A 19,202-nucleotide genomic window follows, 5' to 3' on the forward strand; every position below is an offset into this window, starting at 1 on the left:
CCTGTCCGTGGTGAACCGCCTACCATCGCCCCGCGCTCGGATCACCACCACGGCCAGTCGGCCGTGGTCGGCGAGTGGGGCTCATCGGCTTCGCAGGGGTCGGCATGCCATTCCCCGAAAGGGTCGCTCCACCGCGCCACCCGTTCGGGTGCGTGCTCGACCAACCGCAGCTCGTCGTCGTCGACGAGCGCCCAGTGTAGGGTGCGCCGGATCTCGTCGGGGTCGGCGTCGTGCACCAGAATCACCAATGAGATATCGCGATCGCCGAACCGCTCGTCCCAACCCGCCGCGGCCAGGGCCGATCGCTGCGGGTCGACCTCGGCGCGTTCCTCGGCGGACATCGCGGCCATCCATCGGCCTGCCGCGCCGATACGCAGCCCGCCACCGGCCGATTCCAACCACACCACCTCATCGGGTCGGGTCGCCAACCACAATCGGCCGCGTGCGGTGACCACACCGTCGAACAGGACGTCGAACGCGGTGTGCAGCCGTTGCGGATGAAACGGCCGACGGGCCGCGAATTCGATCAACTCGACCCCGTGGTCCCGGTGTAGCGGCGGCAGCCCACGCAGTAGCGGCGCGTGCGCGTCGAAGACCCGGCCCCGCCGGGAGTCCGCCGGTATCCGGGCCGTAAGCGCGTCGATATCGCCGGGGTTCACGGTGGGAAGCGCATCGGTCCACAGCACAGGGGCGGTAGGCGCCAGTCGGGAGAGGACCGCTTCGAGCCGGGCGCGCTCGACGGGAGCGATCGCCTCGCTGCCGGCCACCACCAATACATCGGCGAAGTCCACCTGCCCCACGGCGAGCTGTGCCACGGTGCGGTCGTCATCGGCGCGGACCCAACCGCGCTCGACCAGGGTTTCCTCACCGGTCGCATCGGCAAGCCAACTCCGGGCGTCGAGACAGGTCCATACCGCTTCCACTCTCACCTCGCGGGCCGCCGGTCCGTCGACTCGCCCGGACACGCCGGTTACGACGAGATCCGAGATGGCCCGACACACCGACTCGGCCTCGAATGCCGGGTCCAGCGCCAATACGATGCGCCGCACCGTATCGCGGCCGGCCGACCGGCGCAGCAGTGGCAGCAGATCGGCCCGCAAAGTGCAGGAGACGCACCCGTGGGCGAGTTCGAGCACCGAGGTGACCGCCGTCTCGCCGTCCGTCACGGTGCGCCGGACAACCCCCTCCTCGATCTCGGCGAGGTCATATCGGACCACCATGGTCCCCGCGGCGGCCCCGAACGCGGTGGACACCCGGCCCACGGTATCGGTTCGATCACCGTGCAGTCCGACGACCAGTACGACGGGGGTACGTAGGTCCTGCTCTCGGGACAGTCGGGCGGGATCGCTCACCTCAGCCCTTTCGGTAATGATTTTCAATACGACATACTTCACGGTACAGTGTTCGATCAGTGTTGTCGAAAATGATTTTCATATTCCAAAATCTCGGAGGGAGCAGGCATGTCGGCGTACTGCCAGGTCACCGGCCGTAAACCCGGTTTCGGCAAGTCCGTCTCACATTCCCACAAACGGACCAACCGGCGCTGGAACCCCAATATCCAGCGCAAGACCTACTACCTGCCCAGTGAGGACCGCCGGATCACCCTCACCGTCTCGACCAAGGGCATCAAAACCATCGACCGCGACGGAATCGAGGCCGTAGTGGCCCGCATCCGGGCCCGCGGCGAACGCGTCTGAACGGAGCACCCCCATGGCCGCCAAATCGACCGATATCCGTCCGGTGATCAAGCTGAAGTCCACCGCGGGCACCGGCTACACCTACGTCACCAGGAAGAACCGCCGCAACGACCCCGATCGGCTGGTGCTGCGCAAATACGATCCCGTGGTGCGCAGGCACGTGGACTTCCGCGAGGAACGCTGATGGCCAAGAAATCGAAGATCGCCCGTAACGAGCAACGCAGGGCGATCGTGGCCCGCTACGCCGAACGCCGGGCCGAACTGAAAGAACTCATCCGCAATCCACGCACCCCGGACGATCTGCGTACGGCAGCCCTGTCCGCCATGCAGCGACTGCCTCGGGATGCCAGTCCGGTACGATTGCGCAATCGGGACGCCGCCGACGGGCGACCGCGCGGCCACCTCCGGAAGTTCGGTCTCTCTCGTGTGCGTGTACGCGAGATGGCCCACCGGGGCGAGTTACCCGGTGTGCACAAATCGAGCTGGTAGCCCTCATCGAACTCGTCAGAAGGAACCGTCACATGGCTGTGAAACGAGCACCGTCGAAGAAGGTCCGTGCCGAGCAGGCCCGGCGCCCCAAGAAGAACCCCCTCATCGCCGCGGGTATCGAGACGGTCGACTACAAGGACGTCAACCTGCTACGCACCTTCATCTCCGACCGGGGCAAGATCCGCAGCCGCCGGGTCACGGGTCTCACCCCGCAGCAGCAGCGCCAGGTTGCGACGGCCGTCAAGAACGCCCGCGAAATGGCCCTGCTGCCCTTCACCAGCCGCTGACCCCCACGACATTCGAAATTCCATCACCGAGCCTCCCGGGCCCACCGCCGGGAGGTTCGGCGCTTCTCGCCCCCACCCATCGCCTCGCCACCCCTGATGAGCGACCTCGACGGACCCTCCTGGAAAACACCTAGAGTGGTGAACATGGTGATACGAGGATGCGCGATCGTACTCGTCGGCTGTGTCGCCCTCGGCCTCGCCGCGGGCTGCGGTGACGCCGGCGACAGCGGGACCGACACCCGCACGAGCGCCCCGGTGGTCACCGCCCCCGGTACAACCGACGCCCCGCGCGAGGATCCCGACGCCGACCCCGGTCAGATCTTCACCCCCGACCCCACCATCGTCGACGCGCACCCCATTCCGTTCACCTCGTGGACTCGGGTGGCCGACGACCGGATCGCCATCCACTTCCAGACCGGCGTCCCCGAATGTTTCGGAGTGGACGCCACCGTCACCGAAACGGATACCACCGTCACGGTAGAGCTGCGTGAGGGCACCCGCGCGGATGCCGTGGACAAGATGTGCGTGATGATGGCCGTATTCGGCACCCTCGAACTACCGTTGAAAGCACCGCTCGGCAACCGACAGGTCGTAAACGCCGACTAGGGCATTCCCCGCTCGATCCGACGGCCGCCGAAAAGCCGATGGGCCCCGGCCGAGTACACGACTCATCCGGGGCCCATCGGGTCGATTACCCGGCGACTTCGGGTCAGTGCGCGAAATGCCGAGAGCCGGTGAGGTACATCGTGACCCCTGCTTCCCGCGCAGCATCGATGGTGTCCTGGTCCCGCACCGATCCCCCGGGCTGCACAATCGCCCGAATACCCGCCTGGATGAGCTGCTGCGGCCCATCCGAGAAGGGGAAGAAGGCATCCGAGGCCGCCACCGAGCCCTTGGCCCGGTCACCCGCGCGCTGTATCGCCAACCGGACCGCGTCGACCCGGTTCACCTGTCCCATGCCGACCCCCACCGATGCACCGTCGTGGGCGAGCAGAATGGCGTTCGACTTCACCGCGCGGCAGGCGCGCCAAGCGAATTCGAGATCGGCAAGGGTGTCCGCATCGGCGGCCTCACCCGCAACCAATGTCCAGTTCTTCGGGTCGTCACCCTCGGCATCGATGACATCCCGTTGTTGCAACAGCACGCCGCCGCTGATCGGACGCAGCTCGATCCCCGCCCGCACGGGCGGTTCGGCGAGCAGAATGCGCACATTCTTCTTGCGCTGCAACACTTCCACCGCGCCGTCGGCATAAGACGGCGCCACGATCACCTCGGTGAAGATCTCCGCGACCTGCTGCGCCATCTCCACCGAAATCTCACGGTTGGCCGCGATCACCCCGCCGTACGCGCTCACCGGATCGCAGGCGTGCGCCTTGCGGTGCGCCTCGGCGATATCGGCGCCCACGGCGATACCGCACGGGTTGGCGTGCTTGATGATCGCCACCGCAGGAGCATCGTGATCGTAGGCGGCCCGCCAGGCGGCGTCGGCGTCGGTGTAGTTGTTGTACGACATCTCCTTGCCGTGCAACTGCTGCGCCTGCGCCAGACCGGGAGCACCGCTGCCGTCGGTGTACAGCGCCGCCCGCTGATGCGGATTCTCGCCGTAGCGCAGTACCGCCGCCCGCTCCCAGGAGCCACCGGCCCAGGCCGGGAACGGCTCGGCGGTCTCCTCGGCCTCCGTGGCGGGCACCAGCACACCGGCCATCCAGTTCGCCACCGCCACGTCGTAGCTCGCGGTGTGTTGGAAGGCCTTCGCGGCCAGCGCGGTGCGCTCGGCCAGGGTGAAACCACCGGCGCCGACCGCAGTCAACACCCGGTCGTAGTCGCCGGTGTCGACGACCACCGCCACCGACGGATGGTTCTTCGCCGCCGCCCGGACCATCGAAGGACCGCCGATATCGATCTGCTCGACGCATTCGTCCGAACCGGCTCCGCCGGCCACCGTCTCACCGAAGGGATACAGGTTCACCACCACGAGCTGGAATGCCTCGACACCCAGTTCGGCCAATTGCGCCAGGTGCTCGGGTTTACGGGTATCGGCGAGGATGCCGGCGTGTACCCGCGGATGCAGGGTTTTGACCCTGCCGTCCAAGGTTTCCGGGAAACCGGTGAGATCCTCGACCTTGGTCACCGGAATACCCGCGTCCGCGATCCGCGCCGCGGTCGAACCGGTCGACACCAGTTCGACGCCGGCGGCATGCAGTCCGGTTGCGAGCTCGACGAGCCCGGTCTTGTCGTAGACACTCACCAACGCCCGGCTGATCGGCTTGCGGTCACTCACCGGAGAACTCGCTCATCTGGAATTACTGCCTTTCGTCCATCGGAGACAATGCCTCGCGTCGCGACGGCGGCGACGACCTCCGCCAACAACCGTCGCTCGACAACCTTGATGCGCTCGTGCAGGCTCGCTTCGTCGTCATCGGGGAGCACCCGCACCGGCTCCTGCGCCAGAATCGGACCGGTATCGACACCCGCGTCGACCAGGTGGATGGTGGTCCCGGTGACCCGGACGCCGTAGGCCAATGCGTCCCGGACCCCATGTGTGCCCGGGAACGCGGGCAGCAGCGCGGGGTGGGAATTGATGATGCGCCCGCCGAACCGGTCCAGGAAGGCGGGGCCCAACAGCCGCATGAATCCGGCGCAGACGACCAGCTCCGGCCGGTGGGCCGCCACCGCCTCGGTGAGGGCCACATCCCAGGCAGCGCGGTCGGGGTAGTCGCCCGGGGCGACCAGGAAATGCGGTAGGCCCGCGGCCACGGCGTGTTCGGTGGCGGGGCAGTCCCGGTCCACCCCCACCGCGGCGATCCGAGCCGGGTAGTCGGCGGCGGACGCGGCCTCGATGAGCGCGCGCAACAGTGAACCGGTGCCCGAGGCGAGTACGACGAGGGTCGCCGGGTCGGCAGCGGAATGGGCCGGATCGGTCAGCGCTCTACTCCTGCACATCGGTGGACGACGATCGGATGCCGCCGGGCCCGCAGATGGGCGGCCCACGGCCGACGGGCGAAACATCGCACCGTCGAGTAGAGCCTAATGGACGCCGTCTTCCGCCCATTCGCCGACAGTCCACACCCGGTCGAGCGGGAGCGCCGAGGCGGTCAACGTCCACCGTCGCGGTCGGTTCCCGGCGGATCCACCTCGACCACCTCGGCGTCCACGATCTCCGCCGCGGAGTCGGCGGCCGCGGCCGGAGGCCGGACGATACCCTCGACCGACTCGTCCTCGACCAGTTCGGCGTCCAACTCCACCCGCGAGTGGGGATCCTCGGCGTAGAGCTCGAGAGATCGGTATCCGTCGTCCTCGATGTCTTCCTCGTCGAGGTGGTCTTCCTCGTCGAGGTGCTCCGCGGCATCGGTATCCGACGAACCGCCCGCGTCGGACGAATCCGACGGGTCGGGGACATCGGTGTGGCCGAAACCGGCGAGGTAGTCGTCGTCGGACAGTCCGTCGTCGAAGTAGTCCTCGTAGTCCGGGTCGTAGCGGGTATCGGAACGACGCAGGATCGGCGTCCCGAACGAGACGACGAACAGCCTGGCGTACACCAGTCCCGCATATCCGGCCACCGCCAACCAGGCGAAGGTGACCGGCACGAAGAGCAGCGGTTCGAGGCCGATATGCCCGAAACCGCCGAGGGTGCCATCGGCCAGCCCGCCCAGCAGTGTCAAGGCGATGGTCGCCGCGGCCGCCGAACCCAGCAGGGCCCAGGGCGAGCCGATCCGGTCGTAGGAGAACCGCGCGATCTCGATCCCGCCGACCACCCCCGCGGCCGCCGGGATCAGCAGCAGGATCGGCCACCACACGGCGGGTGAACCGGTGGGCACGGCCGCGAGCACCGGCACCGCGGGCACCGGCCCGTGGACCGCGGTGAACACCCCGACCGAGGAATCGCCCAGTTGCGCGCCGGACCCCACCAGCACCCCTACCGCCGCGACCGCGACATTGGGCAGATACAGCAGGGACAGCACGGTCAACCCGAGCACGCCGACGAAATTGCCGGCGTGCTGATAGCTCTCCCCCAATCGCGACCACTGCGCCAACGCGGCGAGAACTACGACCACCGCACCCGCGCCGAGCAACCGCAGCACCGTCCGCCCGGCCACATAACCGGCCGCCACCACGTCGTAGGGAAGCCACTCGAATATCTGCCGATGACACCGTATCGCCACCGCGCAGGACGCCGCCCCCAGATGTAGAACCAGCACCCAGGTGAAGGCCGTCAACGGGTTCGGAGGTTGGAGCGGGACGACCCCGGCGGCGTCCTCGGTGACGGCCAGACACACCGCGGTGATCAACAGCGGCCCGCCCACCGCCGCACCGAACAACCATCCCAGCTCGGCTCGCGTCGGATCCTCGTCGACCGCGTGCAGGCATTCTCGGGTGGCCGCCCACAACAGCGCCGCGGTCGGTAACAGCGGCAGAATTCCCAGGGTGGTGGTGCCGATGACCAACGGAACCTGATGCACGGCAAGCCAACCGGCCGCCACCGCGCCACTGACGCCGGTGAGATCGCTACCCGAGGTGAGCAAGGTGGCCAGTACCGCGATCACGATGAACGCGAGGGCGAAGGCCGCAGGCCGAGCGGCCACGAAGAGTAGTACCCGCGCGCGGTCGGGCGGCAACGACAACAAGCCCAGTTCCTCGACCGGTTCCGGCGATGCGCTGCGGAGTCCGGGGTTTCGGCGGGCAAGCGAGTTACGCGGGGCACTCATGGAATTCAGGGTGGCAGCTGCCCCGGCGGGAGCGGCTCAGGCGCGCCGCACCGGGGCGAGCCGCCAACCGACTACTTGTTCTCGTCCGAAGGACGGAACGCCTTGGTGGCATCGGACGCGGGGTCCGCGGCCTGATCGCCACCGAACGGCTGACCCGGCTGGCCGGGCTGGGGCTGACCGTAACCCTGCTGGGGCTGACCGTAACCCTGCTGCGGCTGCTGACCGTACTGCTGCTGACCCTGCTGCGCGTACGGCTGCTGACCGTAACCCTGCTGCGGCTGCTGGCCATACTGCTGCTGACCCTGCTGCGCGTACGGCTGCTGACCGTAACCCTGCTGCGGCTGCTGGCCATACTGCTGCTGACCGTAACCCTGCTGAGCCTGCTGAGCCTGCTGACCGTACTGCTGCTGGCCGTACTGCTGCTGGGCCTGCTGGCCGTACTGCTGGGCCTGCTGGCCGTACTGCTGCTGGCCGAAGCCGGTCGGAGATGCCGGACGCGCCGCGGGTTCCGACAGGATGCCCGTTTGGAACAGCAATACGGCGATCGCGAGACCGGCCTGCACGAGCGTCAGCAGCAGCACCAGCCAGAAACCGATCTCGGTCTTGACGCCGTCGGGGAAGCTGAACATCTGGAACAGCGCGGTGAAGAAGCTACCGGCCGCGACCGCGGCGGAAGCACCGATCCAGTTCTGCTTCGGCAACAGTGACAGACCGGCCAGCAGCGCGGCGATCAACACGAATCCCGGGAACGCAGGCTCGAACTCGAAAATGTTCGCGGAGCTGTCCGAGCTGTACCCAGACGGCACATCGCGACCCACATAGCTCAGGAAGCCGAGCAGGAAGTTGATCACACCGACCGCGGCGGCACCGATGGTCAGGAAGAACGGAAGGCCCTTCCCCCCGGCGCCGGTAGCACTCGCGCCCGCCGCGCCCCCGGGCGCCGCCTGAACGGGGTTGGACGGAACGGAGGGATTCTGCGCGGGTTGGTTGTACCCGGAGCCCCCGGTCGGGTATGACATGTCGTCTTCTCCTAGGTCGAGTCATACGTGTTTCACGGCTGAGTCCCTCTTGACGCTACTGCACACGCGCGCCGAGAGCATCACCGAACAATCCCAACTGTGGACAACCGAAATGGCCGTATGCACCGGAATACCCATCGAACGACGGTGATCACACGATGGAGGCCGCCCGCGACAAGCGAACGGCCTCCGAATCGTTTCGGCATCCCGATGCCGACCGACTATCCGATCAGGCGGAGACGCTGGCCTTCTCCAGAATCTCGCGGGCCAGCGCGGCGGTCTCCGACGGGGTCTTGCCGACCTTCACACCGGCGGCCTCCAGCGCGTCCTTCTTCGCCTGGGCGGTGCCCGAGGAACCGGAGACGATGGCGCCCGCATGCCCCATGGTCTTGCCTTCGGGGGCGGTGAACCCGGCCACGTAGCCGACGACCGGCTTGGTGACGTTCTCCTTGATGTAGGCCGCGGCCCGCTCCTCGGCGTCACCACCGATCTCGCCGATCATCACGATCAGCTTGGTCTCCGGGTCCTTCTCGAACGCCTCGATGGCGTCGATGTGGGTGGTGCCGATAATCGGGTCACCGCCGATGCCGATCGAGGTGGAGAAGCCGAAATCGCGCAGCTCGTACATCATCTGGTAGGTCAGCGTGCCCGACTTGGACACCAGACCGATCGGGCCCTTGCCGGTGATGTTGGCCGGGGTGATGCCGACCAGCGATTCGCCGGGGGTGATGATGCCGGGGCAGTTCGGGCCGATGATCCGGGTCTTGTTGCCCTTCTCCACGTTGTAGGCCCAAGCGTAAGCGGTGTCCTGCACCGGGATGCCCTCGGTGATCACCACCAGCAGCGGGATTTCGGCGTCGATGGCCTCGATGATGGCGTCCTTGGCGAACTTCGGCGGGACGAACGCGATCGACACGTCGGCGCCGGTCTTCTCGATGGCCTCGGCGACCGTACCGAACACCGGCAGCTCGACGGCATTGCCGTCGGAGTCGGTGTGCGAGACGGTGGTGCCGGCCTTACGGGCGTTCACACCGCCGACGATCTGGGTGCCCGCCTTGAGCATGAGCGCGGTGTGCTTGGTGCCTTCGCCGCCGGTGATGCCCTGGACGATGACCTTGGAGTCTTTGTTGAGGAAGATAGACATCTGTTCTTGTCCTTACTCGGGCGTCAGCGCGCGGCCAGTTCGGCGGCCTTGTCGGCGCCTTCGTCCATTGTCTGGGCCAGCGTCACCAGCGGGTGCGCGGCCTCGGCGAGGATCTTGCGACCCTCTTCCACTCGGTTGCCGTCGAGCCGGACGACCAGCGGCTTGGTGGCCGAGTCACCCAGGATCTCCAGCGCCTTCACGATGCCGTTGGCGACGGCGTCGCATGCGGTGATACCGCCGAACACGTTGACGAATACGCTCTTGACCTGCTCATCGCCCAGGATGACGTCCAGGCCGTTGGCCATCACCTCGGCGGAGGCGCCGCCACCGATGTCGAGGAAGTTGGCGGGCTTGACACCGTTGTGCTTCTCACCGGCGTAGGCGACCACGTCCAGGGTGGACATGACCAGACCGGCGCCGTTGCCGATGATGCCGACCTCGCCGTCGAGCTTGACGTAGTTGAGGTCGTTCTCCTTGGCCTTCAGCTCCAGCGGGTCGGTGGCGTCCTTGTCGGCGAACGCGGCGTGGTCGGGGTGCCGGAACTCGGCGTTCTCGTCCAGCGTCACCTTGCCGTCGAGCGCCAGGATCTCGTTGTCCGGGGTGCGGACCAGCGGGTTGACCTCCACCAGGGTGGCGTCTTCTTCGATGAAGACCTCCCACAGCTTCTGGATGGTCACTGCGGCGGCGTCGAGGATATCGGCGGGCAGATGTCCCTGCTCGGCGATGGACCGGGCGAAGGCGAGGTCGACACCCTTGACCGCGTCGACCGGCACCTTGGCCAACCGCTCCGGCTTGGTCGCGGCCACTTCCTCGATCTCCATACCGCCCTCGACCGAGCACATGGCCAGATAGGTCCGGTTGGCGCGATCGAGCAGGAAGGAGATGTAGTACTCCTCCGCGATGTCCTTGGCCTCGGCGACCAGAAGCTTCTTGACGATATGGCCCTTGATATCGAGGCCCAGGATGTTGTTCGCGTGGGTGAAGGCGTCGTCTGCGGTGGCGGCGTACTTCACGCCACCGGCCTTACCGCGGCCACCGGTTTTGACCTGGGCCTTGATCATCACCGGCTTGCCGATTTCCTGCGCAATGGCGCGGGCGTCCTCGGCAGTGTCGGTCACGCGGCCTTCCGACGAAGGCACTCCGTGCTTAACGAAGAGCTCCTTCGCCTGATATTCGAAGAGATCCATGTATTCACCGTCTCGTCTGCGTTGTCATGACAACGACTTTGTTGGCGGCCCGACGTCGGAAGCGGGTCGGGTCGGACTCTAACCAGTTGGATGGACGGCCGATCGGGCACGTTCATAGTAAGTGGCGCAGGTCACGGGACCTGCGCCGGGGACGACAAAACCGCTGGCCAAGGCTACTGACGAGTAGCTTTTTTCGAACGCCGCCCTCTCGTTCTCGCAACCCGCCATCCGACGATCCACCCCTCGGACCAACCCGCAATCCACACCCTCGATGCGGCGACCATATCGTGCTGCTATCGTGACCTACCTCACGGAAACGCCGACGAGGAACGCACCACTTGCCGCGTCGCAATCATTTCGTTACCGTCAGAGACGGTCGATGTCACAGCGCGATCACAACTTTTGATAGAAACCGTTGATCCCGCTGATATTTCGACCTCAGTGAGCATGACAGGAGGACGGCAGCTTGAGGCAGCACCGCGCTCCGCAAGGGCAGCACCGCACATCCCACGGGCAACGCGGTCCCACATCATCGCGCCATTGCTGTTTCATACCCCGTCGTTCCGTCTTCAATCCTTCGGCGCCGCATTCCGGCACTGACGACTTCCGGATGCGACTCGGCCGATGAACCACAGCCTCACCCCTCAGTCCGCTCATCGCCCCCGGGCGGGTCATCGTTACCGCGACGACAGCGAGCCCTACGAGCACTTCTCCGCGTTCGATGCTCCGCCGGCCGACGCCCATATCCGGCGGAACAATCTTCCTGCCGCGGCCGCCCAGTACGCGGCCACCCATGACAACGGCGCGACCTACAACTTCTGGGCCGACAACAACGCCTGGGCCAATAATCAAGCCCCCGCGAATCACGCCCCCGCCGCCGACGCCAACTGGTCCGCCGCGCCGGAGCAGAGCGCATGGCCGGAGAGCCAGACCTGGGACGCGAGCCAGGACTGGCAGGCCGACCAGACCTGGAACACCGGCCAGGATTGGGGCGAGGCCCGCTCCTGGACCGACGGGCACACCGGCCCGGTCGAAACCTATTGGGGCAACGCACCGGCCGATCACCCCACCACCCTGGCGGAGGCCACTCGACAGGCGGACGAGACCGAGGACCCCGATGAGGCGACCGATCCGGGCACCCTCGCCCGGCGGGCCCGCTCCGGTGGCGCACACCGAGTGCCCGCTCCCCCCGGAGCCCTCAAGGGCCGGGCTGTGGCCGCCGCGGTGGCGGCCGGCGCGGTGGTCGCCGCGGGACAGTGCGCGCTCGCCGAGACCGGTGAACAGCAGCAGATCACCGACTACGAGGCCGCGGGCCACACCCAGGCGCTCGCCGCGCAGCCGGTGAGCGATACGATCCCGGCCGCACAACCCACCGCCGACGCCCATTCCCCACAGATGCTGGCCATCGGAGCGGAACCGAACATCAGCCAGTTCGGCGAGATGTTGCAGAACGGGCAGGAATACGCCAAGCAGCTCGCCGAAGCCGAAGCGGCCAAGATGCGACCGCTGTTCGCCAAGTTCGCCAATGGCGCCTTCACCTCCGGATTCGGTGCCCGCTGGGGGGTGCAGCATCTGGGCGTGGATGTTGCCGCCCCGATCGGCACCCCCATCTACGCGGTTGCCGACGGTTTGGTGATCGATGCCGGTCCGGCGGCCGGTTTCGGTATGTGGGTGCGGCTTCAGCACGACGACGGCACCGTCACCGTCTACGGACATGTGGACACCACCACCGTCTCGGTGGGTGAGTACGTACTGGCGGGCGATCAGATCGCCACGGTGGGCAACCGGGGCTTCTCCACCGGTCCCCATGTGCATTTCGAGGTGTGGCTCAACGGCAGCGACAAGATCGACCCGCTGCCCTGGCTGGCCACCCGCGGAATCAGCCTCGGCCAGCGGACCGAATGACAGGTCGGCCGCACGCGAACGTGCGGCCGACTGCGCTCACAACTTGACCAGGGTGCGGCTGTACTGCGGAATGAGCCGGATCTTGCCCGCGGTGCCGAAGTCGATGGTGACGGTGGCCAGGGGACCGAAACCGTCCGCGGCGATGACCCGGCCGAGACCGTATTTGTCATCGCTCACCCGGTCCCCCACCGCGAGCACCAGATCGGAGTTGTTGCGAGCGGCCCGAGGCGCCGGACGCCGCTCCCGAATACCCGGACGCGGGTCGGACCGACCCGAATCCCCCCATCCGTCGCCGCGGGTCCAATCACGTTCGAAGCCCTCGTCACCCCGTCTGCGTCCCCGCACCGGAGCAGACGGTCCCTCGGGCTCCAACCGTTTCCAATCGATCAGATGCTCCGGAATCTCCTGCAGGAACCGAGACTCCGGATTCGATACCGGCTGCCCCCAGCCGGACCGCACCACGGCACGGGTGAGGTAGAGCTTGCGCCTGGCCCGGGTGATCCCCACATAGGCCAGGCGGCGTTCCTCGGCCAGTTCGGCCGGATCCCCCAAGGCGCGCATATGGGGGAACTGGCCGTCCTCCCAACCGGTGACGAAGACGACCGGGAATTCCAGACCCTTGGCGGTGTGCAGGGTCATGAGCGTGACCAACCCGGACCCTTCTTCCGGGATCTGATCGGTATCGGCGACCAGGGACACCCGTTCGAGGAACGCCGCCAATGAGCCGGGATCGGGTTCGCCTTCGGCCGATTCGGGCACCAGCCCCTCGGCGCGCGCCGCCTCGGCATTGTTGCGGGCCTCGGAACTGAACTCCCGCGCCACGCTCACCAGCTCGTTCAAGTTGTCCAGCCGCACACCGTCCTGCGGATCATCGGAGGCCGCCAACTCCGCCCGGTAGCCGGTCCGGTCGAGGACCGCCTCGACCACCGCGCCGACATCCGGGAAGTCCGCATCGGTCTCGCCCGCTGCCCGGATCTCGTCCAACAACGTGAGAAATCCGGCGATGGCATTGCGCGCCCGCGTGTTCAGCAGCGCCACCTTGCCCTCGGCGGCATCGCGCAGAGCGGCGGCGAAACCGATGCCGCGCTGTTCGGCGTGTACCGCCACACAGGCCTCGGCCCGGTCGCCGATACCGCGGCGGGGCGTATTGAGGATGCGGCGCATACTCACCGCGTCCTCGGGGTTCTCCAACACCCGCAGGTAGGCGACGATATCGCGCACCTCTTTGCGTTCGTAGAAGCGGACGCCGCCCACCACCTTGTACGGTAGGCCCATTCGGATGAAGATCTCCTCCAGCGCCCGCGAGTTGTTGTTGGTGCGGTAGAACACCGCGATATCGCCGTAGCCCGCCTCCCCCGAATCCACCAGGCGATCGATCTCGCGGGCCACGAAGGCCGCCTCGTCGTGTTCGTTGTCGGCGACATAACCGGTGATCAGCTCGCCGTCTCCGGCCTCGGTCCACAACCGTTTGTCCCGTCGGTTCTGGTTACGGGCGATCACGGCATTGGCGGCGGAGAGGATGTGCTGGGTGGAGCGATAGTTCTGCTCCAGCAGGATGGTCTCGGCATCGGGGAAGTCGCGTTCGAACTCCTCGATATTGCGGATGGTGGCGCCGCGGAAGGCGTAGATGGACTGGTCCGCGTCACCGACCACACACAGTTCCCCGGGCGGAACGGGGGGGCGTTCGGCGGTCGGGTCCTCGTCGGTGGGAACCCCCACCGCCCCATGTCCCACCAATTCGCGCACCAGCACGTATTGGGCATGGTTGGTGTCCTGGTATTCGTCGACCAGAACATGCCGGAAACGCCGCCGGTAGTACTCGGCCACCTCGGGGTGGTTCTGCAGCAGCGCCACCGTCTCACCGATCAGATCGTCGAAATCCAGCGCATTGGCCGTGCGGAGCCGCCGCTGGTACTCGTCGTAGACCCGGGCGACCACCCGGGGCAGTTCGGCCGGATCGGATTCGGCGTCGACGGCGGCCTGCCCCGGGCCGATGAGCTCGTTCTTCAGGTTGGAGATGGCCGTCGCCAGCAGGCGGGCCGAGTACTTCTTGGGATCGATGTCGAGATCCCGGGCGATCATGGTGAGCAGACGACGGGAGTCGTCGGCATCGTAGATGGAGAAGTTGGAGTTCAACCCGGGCAGCAGCGCCGCCTGGTTGCGCAGGATGCGCACACAACTGGAGTGGAAGGTCGAGACCCACATGGTGGCCGCCCGCGGCCCGATCAGCCCGACCACCCGCTCGCGCATCTCCGCGGCGGCCTTGTTGGTGAAGGTGATGGCGAGGATCTCCCCCGGCCGGACACCCCGTGCGGCCAACAGGTAGGCGATCCGGCGGGTCAGCACCGCGGTTTTACCGGAGCCGGCGCCCGCCACGATGAGCAACGGCGACCCGGTGTGCAGGACGGCCGCCCGCTGCTGCGGGTTCAGCCCCTCGAGCAAGCGGTCGGCCTCCTCGGCACGCCACGTCGCTGCCTCGGCGCGCTGCCGTGCCTGCTCGGCCTGGATTCGCTGTTGTTGCGCCATCAGTCCACCCGGAGACGCGTCCGTCCGAACCGAATCCTCCGACGCCCGCTTACCGGGCGTCGGCTCGCGATGTGCTGAAGCCACAGTGGTGTCCATCGTCGCTCAACGCTACCGGTGCGAGCCGACAGGATCGACCGGCCGGCCGAATCGGCGCCACACCCGGATACCGAGATCGGCACGATACGAACACCTACCGACGAGTCGGCGGTAGCGAGGTGCGTCCGACGAGGCCCGCTGTCCTATCGTTAGCGTTTTGCATAGTTTGTCGAGCGTGGCAGACTGGCTTCATGGTCATACCTCCCATCGGGCATCCATTTCGGATCTGCGCCGGTCCGCGAGGTCGAGGACCTGGCACCTGAGCGCCCCGATCGGGAGACGCTGGGGGGACATTGCAATGCAAGGCCCGAACAGGGCCGGTTTTTCACGGTGAAGGAACTGGAATCGGTAACGAGCACAGCCCCGCGACCGATCCGGGTTCTGACACGAGGAGATGGAATATGAGCACCTCTACCACGACGACCGGGTCGGATTCGGCTCTGCCGCACACCGAGGCCGAGATCGAGAAGCTTCGCAAGGAGATCGACCGGCTCGATGCGGAGATCCTCGCCGCGATCAAGCGGCGGACCGAGATCTCGCGGATCATCGGCAGGACCCGGATGGCGTCCGGTGGGCCCCGACTGGTGCACAGTCGGGAGATGAAGGTGCTGGAACGCTTCAGCGAACTGGGTCAGGAGGGCCACACCCTCGCCATGCTGCTGCTGCGCCTCGGACGTGGCCGGCTCGGCCGGTAACGCGACCCGCGCGCTGTCGGGCCGCTGTCTTCCCGGCCCATCGAAACCACGCGGCGTTCCCCGTGATCGTCGCTTCCCAATGACCGCCCCGGGTGTCCATGCCTCGGGGCGGTCATCTCGTTGCCGCGCGCCGATCTCCTCCTCGGGTCGGCGCGCGGACGAGAGCTCAGGTCAAAGCGATGTATTTGGTCGACAGGTACTCCTCGATGCCCTCGGTGCCGCCTTCACGTCCGAATCCGGAGGCCTTGACACCCCCGAACGGGGCCGCCGGGTCGGAGATGACGCCGCGGTTCACCCCGACCATCCCGCTCTCCAGTCCCTCCGCCACCCGTAGGGCCCGGTCCAGGTTCCGGGTGTAGACGTAGCTCACCAGGCCGTACTCGGTGTCGTTGGCGGCCGCCAGGCCTTCTTCCTCGGTGTCGAAACCGATGATCGGCGCCACCGGCCCGAACACCTCCTCCCGGAGAATGCGGGCCTCGGGAGGAACATCGGTGAGGATCGTTGCCGGATAGAACCAGCCGGGCCCCTCGGGCGCCTTACCGCCCAGCCGGACAGTGGCACCGGCGGAAACCGCGTCGTCGACCAGTTCCGCGACGATATGCAACTGGTCTTCGCTGACCAATGGCCCCAAAGTGGTGTCCGGGTCGGTACCCGGCCCCATACGCACCTGTTCGCTCATCGCCCGCACCAGCTTGTCGGTGAACTCGTCCAGCACGCCACGCTGGACGTGGAAGCGGTTGGCCGCGGTGCACGCCTCGCCGCCATTGCGTAGCTTCGCCAGCATCGCCCCCGCGACGGCGGCATCGATATCGGCGTCGTCGAAGACGACGAACGGCGCATTGCCGCCGAGTTCCATCGAGGTGCGCAGCAGACCGCCCGCCGACTTCTCCACCAGCATCCGCCCCACTTCGGTGGAGCCGGTGAAGGTGAGCTTGCGCAGCCGGGGATCGTCGAGCAGCGTCTGGGTCACCGCACCGGAACGGCTGGAGGTGATCACCGACAGCACACCATCGGGCAGCCCGGCCTCGCTGCACAGCCGGGCCAGCAGCAACATGGTCAACGGGGTGGCCGAGGCGGGTTTGACGATGATGGGACAACCGGCGGCCAGCGCCGGACCGATCTTGCGGGTTCCCATGGCCAGCGGAAAATTCCACGGTGTGATGGCCAGACAGGGGCCGACCGGCTGCTTGTGCACGATGATCCGACCCGTCCCGGACGGTGCGTGCAGATAGCGGCCGTGCACCCGTACCGCTTCCTCGGCGAACCATCGGAAGAACTCGGCGCCGTAGCGCACCTCGTTGCGACTCTCCGGGAGCGCCTTGCCCATTTCCAGGGTCATCAGCAGGGCGAACTCTTCGGCGTGGGCGGTGATCCGCTCGTACACCGCGCGCAGGATCTCACCGCGTTCACGGGCCGGGGTGGCGGCCCATTCGGACTGGACGGCGACGGCCGCGTCCAGGGCGCGCACGGCATCCTCCGGACCGGCGTCGGCGACATGGGTCAAGACCTGCCCGTCGGCCGGGTTGTGCACCGGGAAGGTGCCCCCGCCGGCGGCGTCGACCGGCCCTCCTATCCACAGCTGCGTCGGTACGGATTCGAGGAGTTCGTTGATCGACACCATGACGCCAGGCTATGCCCGATCCCCCGGGGAGAACAGGATGCGCGCGCCCACCGACATGCGTTTTCCCGCGCCCGACGGAGCTTTTCGATGCGCCGCGCCCCGGCGGCTTGTAACCTCGGCGGCGTGAGCAGCGACATCACCGCATCTGCGGCATGGCGGAAACTGCAGGATCACTACCACGCGGTCTCCGGCAGTCGGCTTCGGGATCTGTTCGCCGAGGATCCCGAGCGCGGACGGGATCTGACCCTCACCGCGGGGGACCTGCACATCGACTACAGCAAGCATCGGGTGACCCGGGAAACACTGCGGTTGTTGGTGGAGCTCGCGCAGGAGGCGGGGGTGCCCGAGCACCGGGATCGGATGCTGCGAGGTGAACACATCAACACCTCCGAGGACCGAGCGGTAGGCCATACCGCCCTGCGGCTGCCCGCCGGTGCCACGCTGACCATCGACGGTGTGGACGCGACCGCCGAGGTGCACCGGGTGCTGGACCGCATGGGTGAATTCGCCGAATCGGTGCGGTCGGGTTCCTGGCGCGGCGCAACCGGCGAACGGATCCGCACCGTGGTCAATATCGGTATCGGCGGCTCCGATCTGGGGCCGGTCATGGTGCATCAGGCCCTGCGCCACTACGCCACCGCAGGAATCGACGCCCGTTTCGTATCGAATGTCGATCCCGCAGACCTGGTCGCGAAACTGTCCGGGCTGGATCCGGCCACCACCCTGTTCATCGTGGCGTCCAAGACTTTTTCCACCCTGGAGACATTGACCAATGCCACGGCGGCCCGCCGCTGGTTGGTCGACGCGCTCGGCGAGGACGCGGTGGCCAAACATTTCGTCGCCGTCTCCACCCACGCCGAACGGGTGGCCGAGTTCGGTATCGATACGGCGAATATGTTCGGTTTCTGGGACTGGGTCGGCGGACGCTATTCGGTGGATTCCGCCATCGGACTGTCGGTGATGGTGACCGTGGGCCCGCAACACTTCCGCGACTTCCTGGCCGGAATGCACACCATCGACCGCCATTTCGCGACCGCGCCCCTGGAGGAGAACGCGCCGGTCCTGCTGGGGCTGCTCGGCGTGTGGTACTCGAACTTCTTCGGCGCCCAGACCCGGGCGGTGCTGCCGTACTCCAACGATCTGGCTCGTTTCCCGGCCTACCTGCAGCAGCTCACCATGGAGTCGAACGGCAAATCGGTGCGCGCCGACGGTACCCCGGTGACCACCTCGACCGGGGAGATCTTCTGGGGCGAACCCGGCACCAACGGCCAGCATGCCTTCTATCAGCTGCTGCATCAGGGCACCTGGCTGATTCCGGCCGATTTCATCGGATTCGCCCGACCCACCGACGATCTGCCCACCAGGGACGGCACCGGCAGTATGCACGACCTGCTGATGAGCAATCTGTTCGCGCAATCCAAGGTGCTGGCGTTCGGGAAGACGGCCGAGGAGATCGCCGCCGAGGGCACCGCACCCGAGCTGGTGCCGCACAAGGTGATGCCCGGTAACCGGCCCAGCACAACCATCCTGGCGCCACAGCTCACCCCTTCCGTGCTGGGACAGCTGATCGCGCTCTACGAACACCAGGTGTTCGTGGAGGGAAGTATCTGGGGTATCGACAGTTTCGACCAGTGGGGTGTGGAACTCGGCAAACAACAGGCGCTGGCATTGGCTCCGCTACTCACCTCGGCACAGGAACCGGCACCGCAGGGCGATTCCTCCACCGACGGCCTGATCCGCTGGTATAGGGCGCACCGCTGACCCGCGCGAACGCATCGGATATCCCCGCCGCGGAGTGCGTCCGACCGTTGGGGCGCGATCATCACGGCC

The 19,202-nt window shown here is 67.0% G+C and carries 17 protein-coding genes; 8 read left to right on the forward strand and 9 right to left on the reverse strand.

Features of this window, described 5'->3' with window-relative positions; genetic code table 11:
- Positions 1 to 41: 41 nt before the first annotated feature.
- On the reverse strand, positions 42 to 1,352 hold the full coding sequence (mrf, locus tag ON32_RS18170; RefSeq protein ID WP_040792200.1) for a ribosome hibernation factor-recruiting GTPase MRF: 1,311 nt from the start codon (positions 1,350 to 1,352) through the stop codon (positions 42 to 44).
- 108 nt (positions 1,353 to 1,460) lie between these two features.
- Here mrf and rpmB point away from each other — a divergent pair, with 108 nt between their 5' ends.
- From rpmB to ON32_RS18195, 5 genes are all read left to right on the forward strand, one after another.
- Positions 1,461 to 1,697, forward strand: coding sequence for a 50S ribosomal protein L28 (rpmB, locus tag ON32_RS18175; protein WP_040792130.1), 237 nt, complete (start codon positions 1,461 to 1,463; stop codon positions 1,695 to 1,697).
- Positions 1,698 to 1,710: 13 nt separating this feature from the next.
- Positions 1,711 to 1,881: a 50S ribosomal protein L33 gene (rpmG, locus tag ON32_RS18180; RefSeq protein WP_040792131.1), complete on the forward strand. Its 171-nt coding sequence runs from the start codon at positions 1,711 to 1,713 to the stop codon at positions 1,879 to 1,881.
- Positions 1,881 to 2,186, forward strand: a complete 306-nt coding sequence (gene rpsN / locus ON32_RS18185; protein WP_040792132.1) for a 30S ribosomal protein S14 — start codon at positions 1,881 to 1,883, stop codon at positions 2,184 to 2,186. The genes rpmG and rpsN overlap by 1 nt, the downstream gene beginning before the upstream one ends.
- 32 nt (positions 2,187 to 2,218) lie before the next feature.
- Positions 2,219 to 2,473, forward strand: coding sequence for a 30S ribosomal protein S18 (gene rpsR, locus ON32_RS18190; protein ID WP_040792133.1), 255 nt, complete (start codon positions 2,219 to 2,221; stop codon positions 2,471 to 2,473).
- 150 nt (positions 2,474 to 2,623) lie between these two features.
- Positions 2,624 to 3,079, forward strand: coding sequence for a hypothetical protein (locus ON32_RS18195; RefSeq protein ID WP_040792201.1), 456 nt, complete (start codon positions 2,624 to 2,626; stop codon positions 3,077 to 3,079).
- Between the two features lie 103 nt (positions 3,080 to 3,182).
- Here ON32_RS18195 and purH read toward each other — a convergent pair whose 3' ends face one another.
- From purH to sucC, 6 genes are all read right to left on the reverse strand, one after another.
- Positions 3,183 to 4,754 (reverse strand): bifunctional phosphoribosylaminoimidazolecarboxamide formyltransferase/IMP cyclohydrolase, encoded by a 1,572-nt coding sequence (gene purH / locus ON32_RS18200; RefSeq protein ID WP_040792134.1) that lies wholly within the window; start codon positions 4,752 to 4,754, stop codon positions 3,183 to 3,185.
- Entirely contained in the window at positions 4,751 to 5,416 is a 666-nt protein-coding gene (gene purN, locus ON32_RS18205; protein WP_040792135.1) for a phosphoribosylglycinamide formyltransferase, read from the reverse strand. Before purN ends, purH begins: the two co-directional genes overlap by 4 nt.
- A 152-nt stretch (positions 5,417 to 5,568) precedes the next feature.
- Complete coding sequence (locus tag ON32_RS18210; protein WP_051133394.1) at positions 5,569 to 7,179, reverse strand: cell division protein PerM; 1,611 nt, start codon at positions 7,177 to 7,179, stop codon at positions 5,569 to 5,571.
- A 71-nt stretch (positions 7,180 to 7,250) separates the two neighbouring features.
- Complete coding sequence (locus ON32_RS18215; protein ID WP_040792136.1) at positions 7,251 to 8,198, reverse strand: DUF5336 domain-containing protein; 948 nt, start codon at positions 8,196 to 8,198, stop codon at positions 7,251 to 7,253.
- Positions 8,199 to 8,427: 229 nt separating this feature from the next.
- A complete protein-coding gene (gene sucD, locus ON32_RS18220) occupies positions 8,428 to 9,342 on the reverse strand; it encodes a succinate--CoA ligase subunit alpha (RefSeq protein WP_040792137.1) in 915 nt (304 codons plus the stop codon).
- Positions 9,343 to 9,365: 23 nt separating this feature from the next.
- The gene (sucC, locus tag ON32_RS18225) at positions 9,366 to 10,529 is read right to left on the reverse strand and encodes an ADP-forming succinate--CoA ligase subunit beta (RefSeq protein WP_040792138.1); all 1,164 of its coding nucleotides are present in this window, start codon (positions 10,527 to 10,529) and stop codon (positions 9,366 to 9,368) included.
- 1,074 nt (positions 10,530 to 11,603) lie between these two features.
- On the opposite strand from sucC, the gene ON32_RS30145 reads away from it, so the two are divergent.
- The gene (locus tag ON32_RS30145; RefSeq protein ID WP_245551130.1) at positions 11,604 to 12,434 is read left to right on the forward strand and encodes a M23 family metallopeptidase; all 831 of its coding nucleotides are present in this window, start codon (positions 11,604 to 11,606) and stop codon (positions 12,432 to 12,434) included.
- 36 nt (positions 12,435 to 12,470) lie between these two features.
- Here ON32_RS30145 and pcrA read toward each other — a convergent pair whose 3' ends face one another.
- Entirely contained in the window at positions 12,471 to 14,960 is a 2,490-nt protein-coding gene (gene pcrA, locus ON32_RS18235) for a DNA helicase PcrA (RefSeq protein WP_083874612.1), read from the reverse strand.
- Positions 14,961 to 15,457: 497 nt separating this feature from the next.
- Between pcrA and ON32_RS18240 the strand changes: the two genes are divergently transcribed.
- Positions 15,458 to 15,751, forward strand: a complete 294-nt coding sequence (locus ON32_RS18240; RefSeq protein WP_040792140.1) for a chorismate mutase — start codon at positions 15,458 to 15,460, stop codon at positions 15,749 to 15,751.
- A 166-nt stretch (positions 15,752 to 15,917) separates the two neighbouring features.
- Here the strand turns inward: ON32_RS18240 and ON32_RS18245 are convergent, their stop codons facing one another.
- Positions 15,918 to 17,372, reverse strand: coding sequence for an NAD-dependent succinate-semialdehyde dehydrogenase (locus ON32_RS18245; protein ID WP_040792141.1), 1,455 nt, complete (start codon positions 17,370 to 17,372; stop codon positions 15,918 to 15,920).
- A 123-nt stretch (positions 17,373 to 17,495) separates the two neighbouring features.
- On the opposite strand from ON32_RS18245, the gene pgi reads away from it, so the two are divergent.
- Positions 17,496 to 19,133, forward strand: a complete 1,638-nt coding sequence (pgi, locus tag ON32_RS18250; RefSeq protein WP_040792142.1) for a glucose-6-phosphate isomerase — start codon at positions 17,496 to 17,498, stop codon at positions 19,131 to 19,133.
- The last annotated feature ends 69 nt before the right edge of the window (positions 19,134 to 19,202 follow it).

It is taken from the genome of Nocardia paucivorans NBRC 100373, from assembly GCF_000308675.1.
Lineage (GTDB): Bacteria > Actinomycetota > Actinomycetes > Mycobacteriales > Mycobacteriaceae > Nocardia > Nocardia paucivorans.

Bases quoted from the DNA above. Each gene is read 5' to 3' on its own strand.
- ON32_RS18210 (WP_051133394.1), bottom strand. From the start codon at position 7,179: ATGAGTGCCCCGCGTAACTCGCTTGCCCGCCGAAACCCCGGACTCCGC.
- sucD (WP_040792137.1), bottom strand. From the start codon at position 9,342: ATGTCTATCTTCCTCAACAAAGACTCCAAGGTCATCGTCCAGGGCATC.
- sucC (WP_040792138.1), bottom strand. From the start codon at position 10,529: ATGGATCTCTTCGAATATCAGGCGAAGGAGCTCTTCGTTAAGCACGGA.
- pcrA (WP_083874612.1), bottom strand. From the start codon at position 14,960: ATGGCGCAACAACAGCGAATCCAGGCCGAGCAGGCACGGCAGCGCGCC.
- rpsR (WP_040792133.1), top strand. From the start codon at position 2,219: ATGGCTGTGAAACGAGCACCGTCGAAGAAGGTCCGTGCCGAGCAGGCC.
- ON32_RS18215 (WP_040792136.1), bottom strand. From the start codon at position 8,198: ATGTCATACCCGACCGGGGGCTCCGGGTACAACCAACCCGCGCAGAAT.
- purN (WP_040792135.1), bottom strand. From the start codon at position 5,416: ATGTGCAGGAGTAGAGCGCTGACCGATCCGGCCCATTCCGCTGCCGAC.
- ON32_RS18240 (WP_040792140.1), top strand. From the start codon at position 15,458: ATGAGCACCTCTACCACGACGACCGGGTCGGATTCGGCTCTGCCGCAC.
- rpmG (WP_040792131.1), top strand. From the start codon at position 1,711: ATGGCCGCCAAATCGACCGATATCCGTCCGGTGATCAAGCTGAAGTCC.
- rpsN (WP_040792132.1), top strand. From the start codon at position 1,881: ATGGCCAAGAAATCGAAGATCGCCCGTAACGAGCAACGCAGGGCGATC.
- rpmB (WP_040792130.1), top strand. From the start codon at position 1,461: ATGTCGGCGTACTGCCAGGTCACCGGCCGTAAACCCGGTTTCGGCAAG.
- ON32_RS18245 (WP_040792141.1), bottom strand. From the start codon at position 17,372: ATGGTGTCGATCAACGAACTCCTCGAATCCGTACCGACGCAGCTGTGG.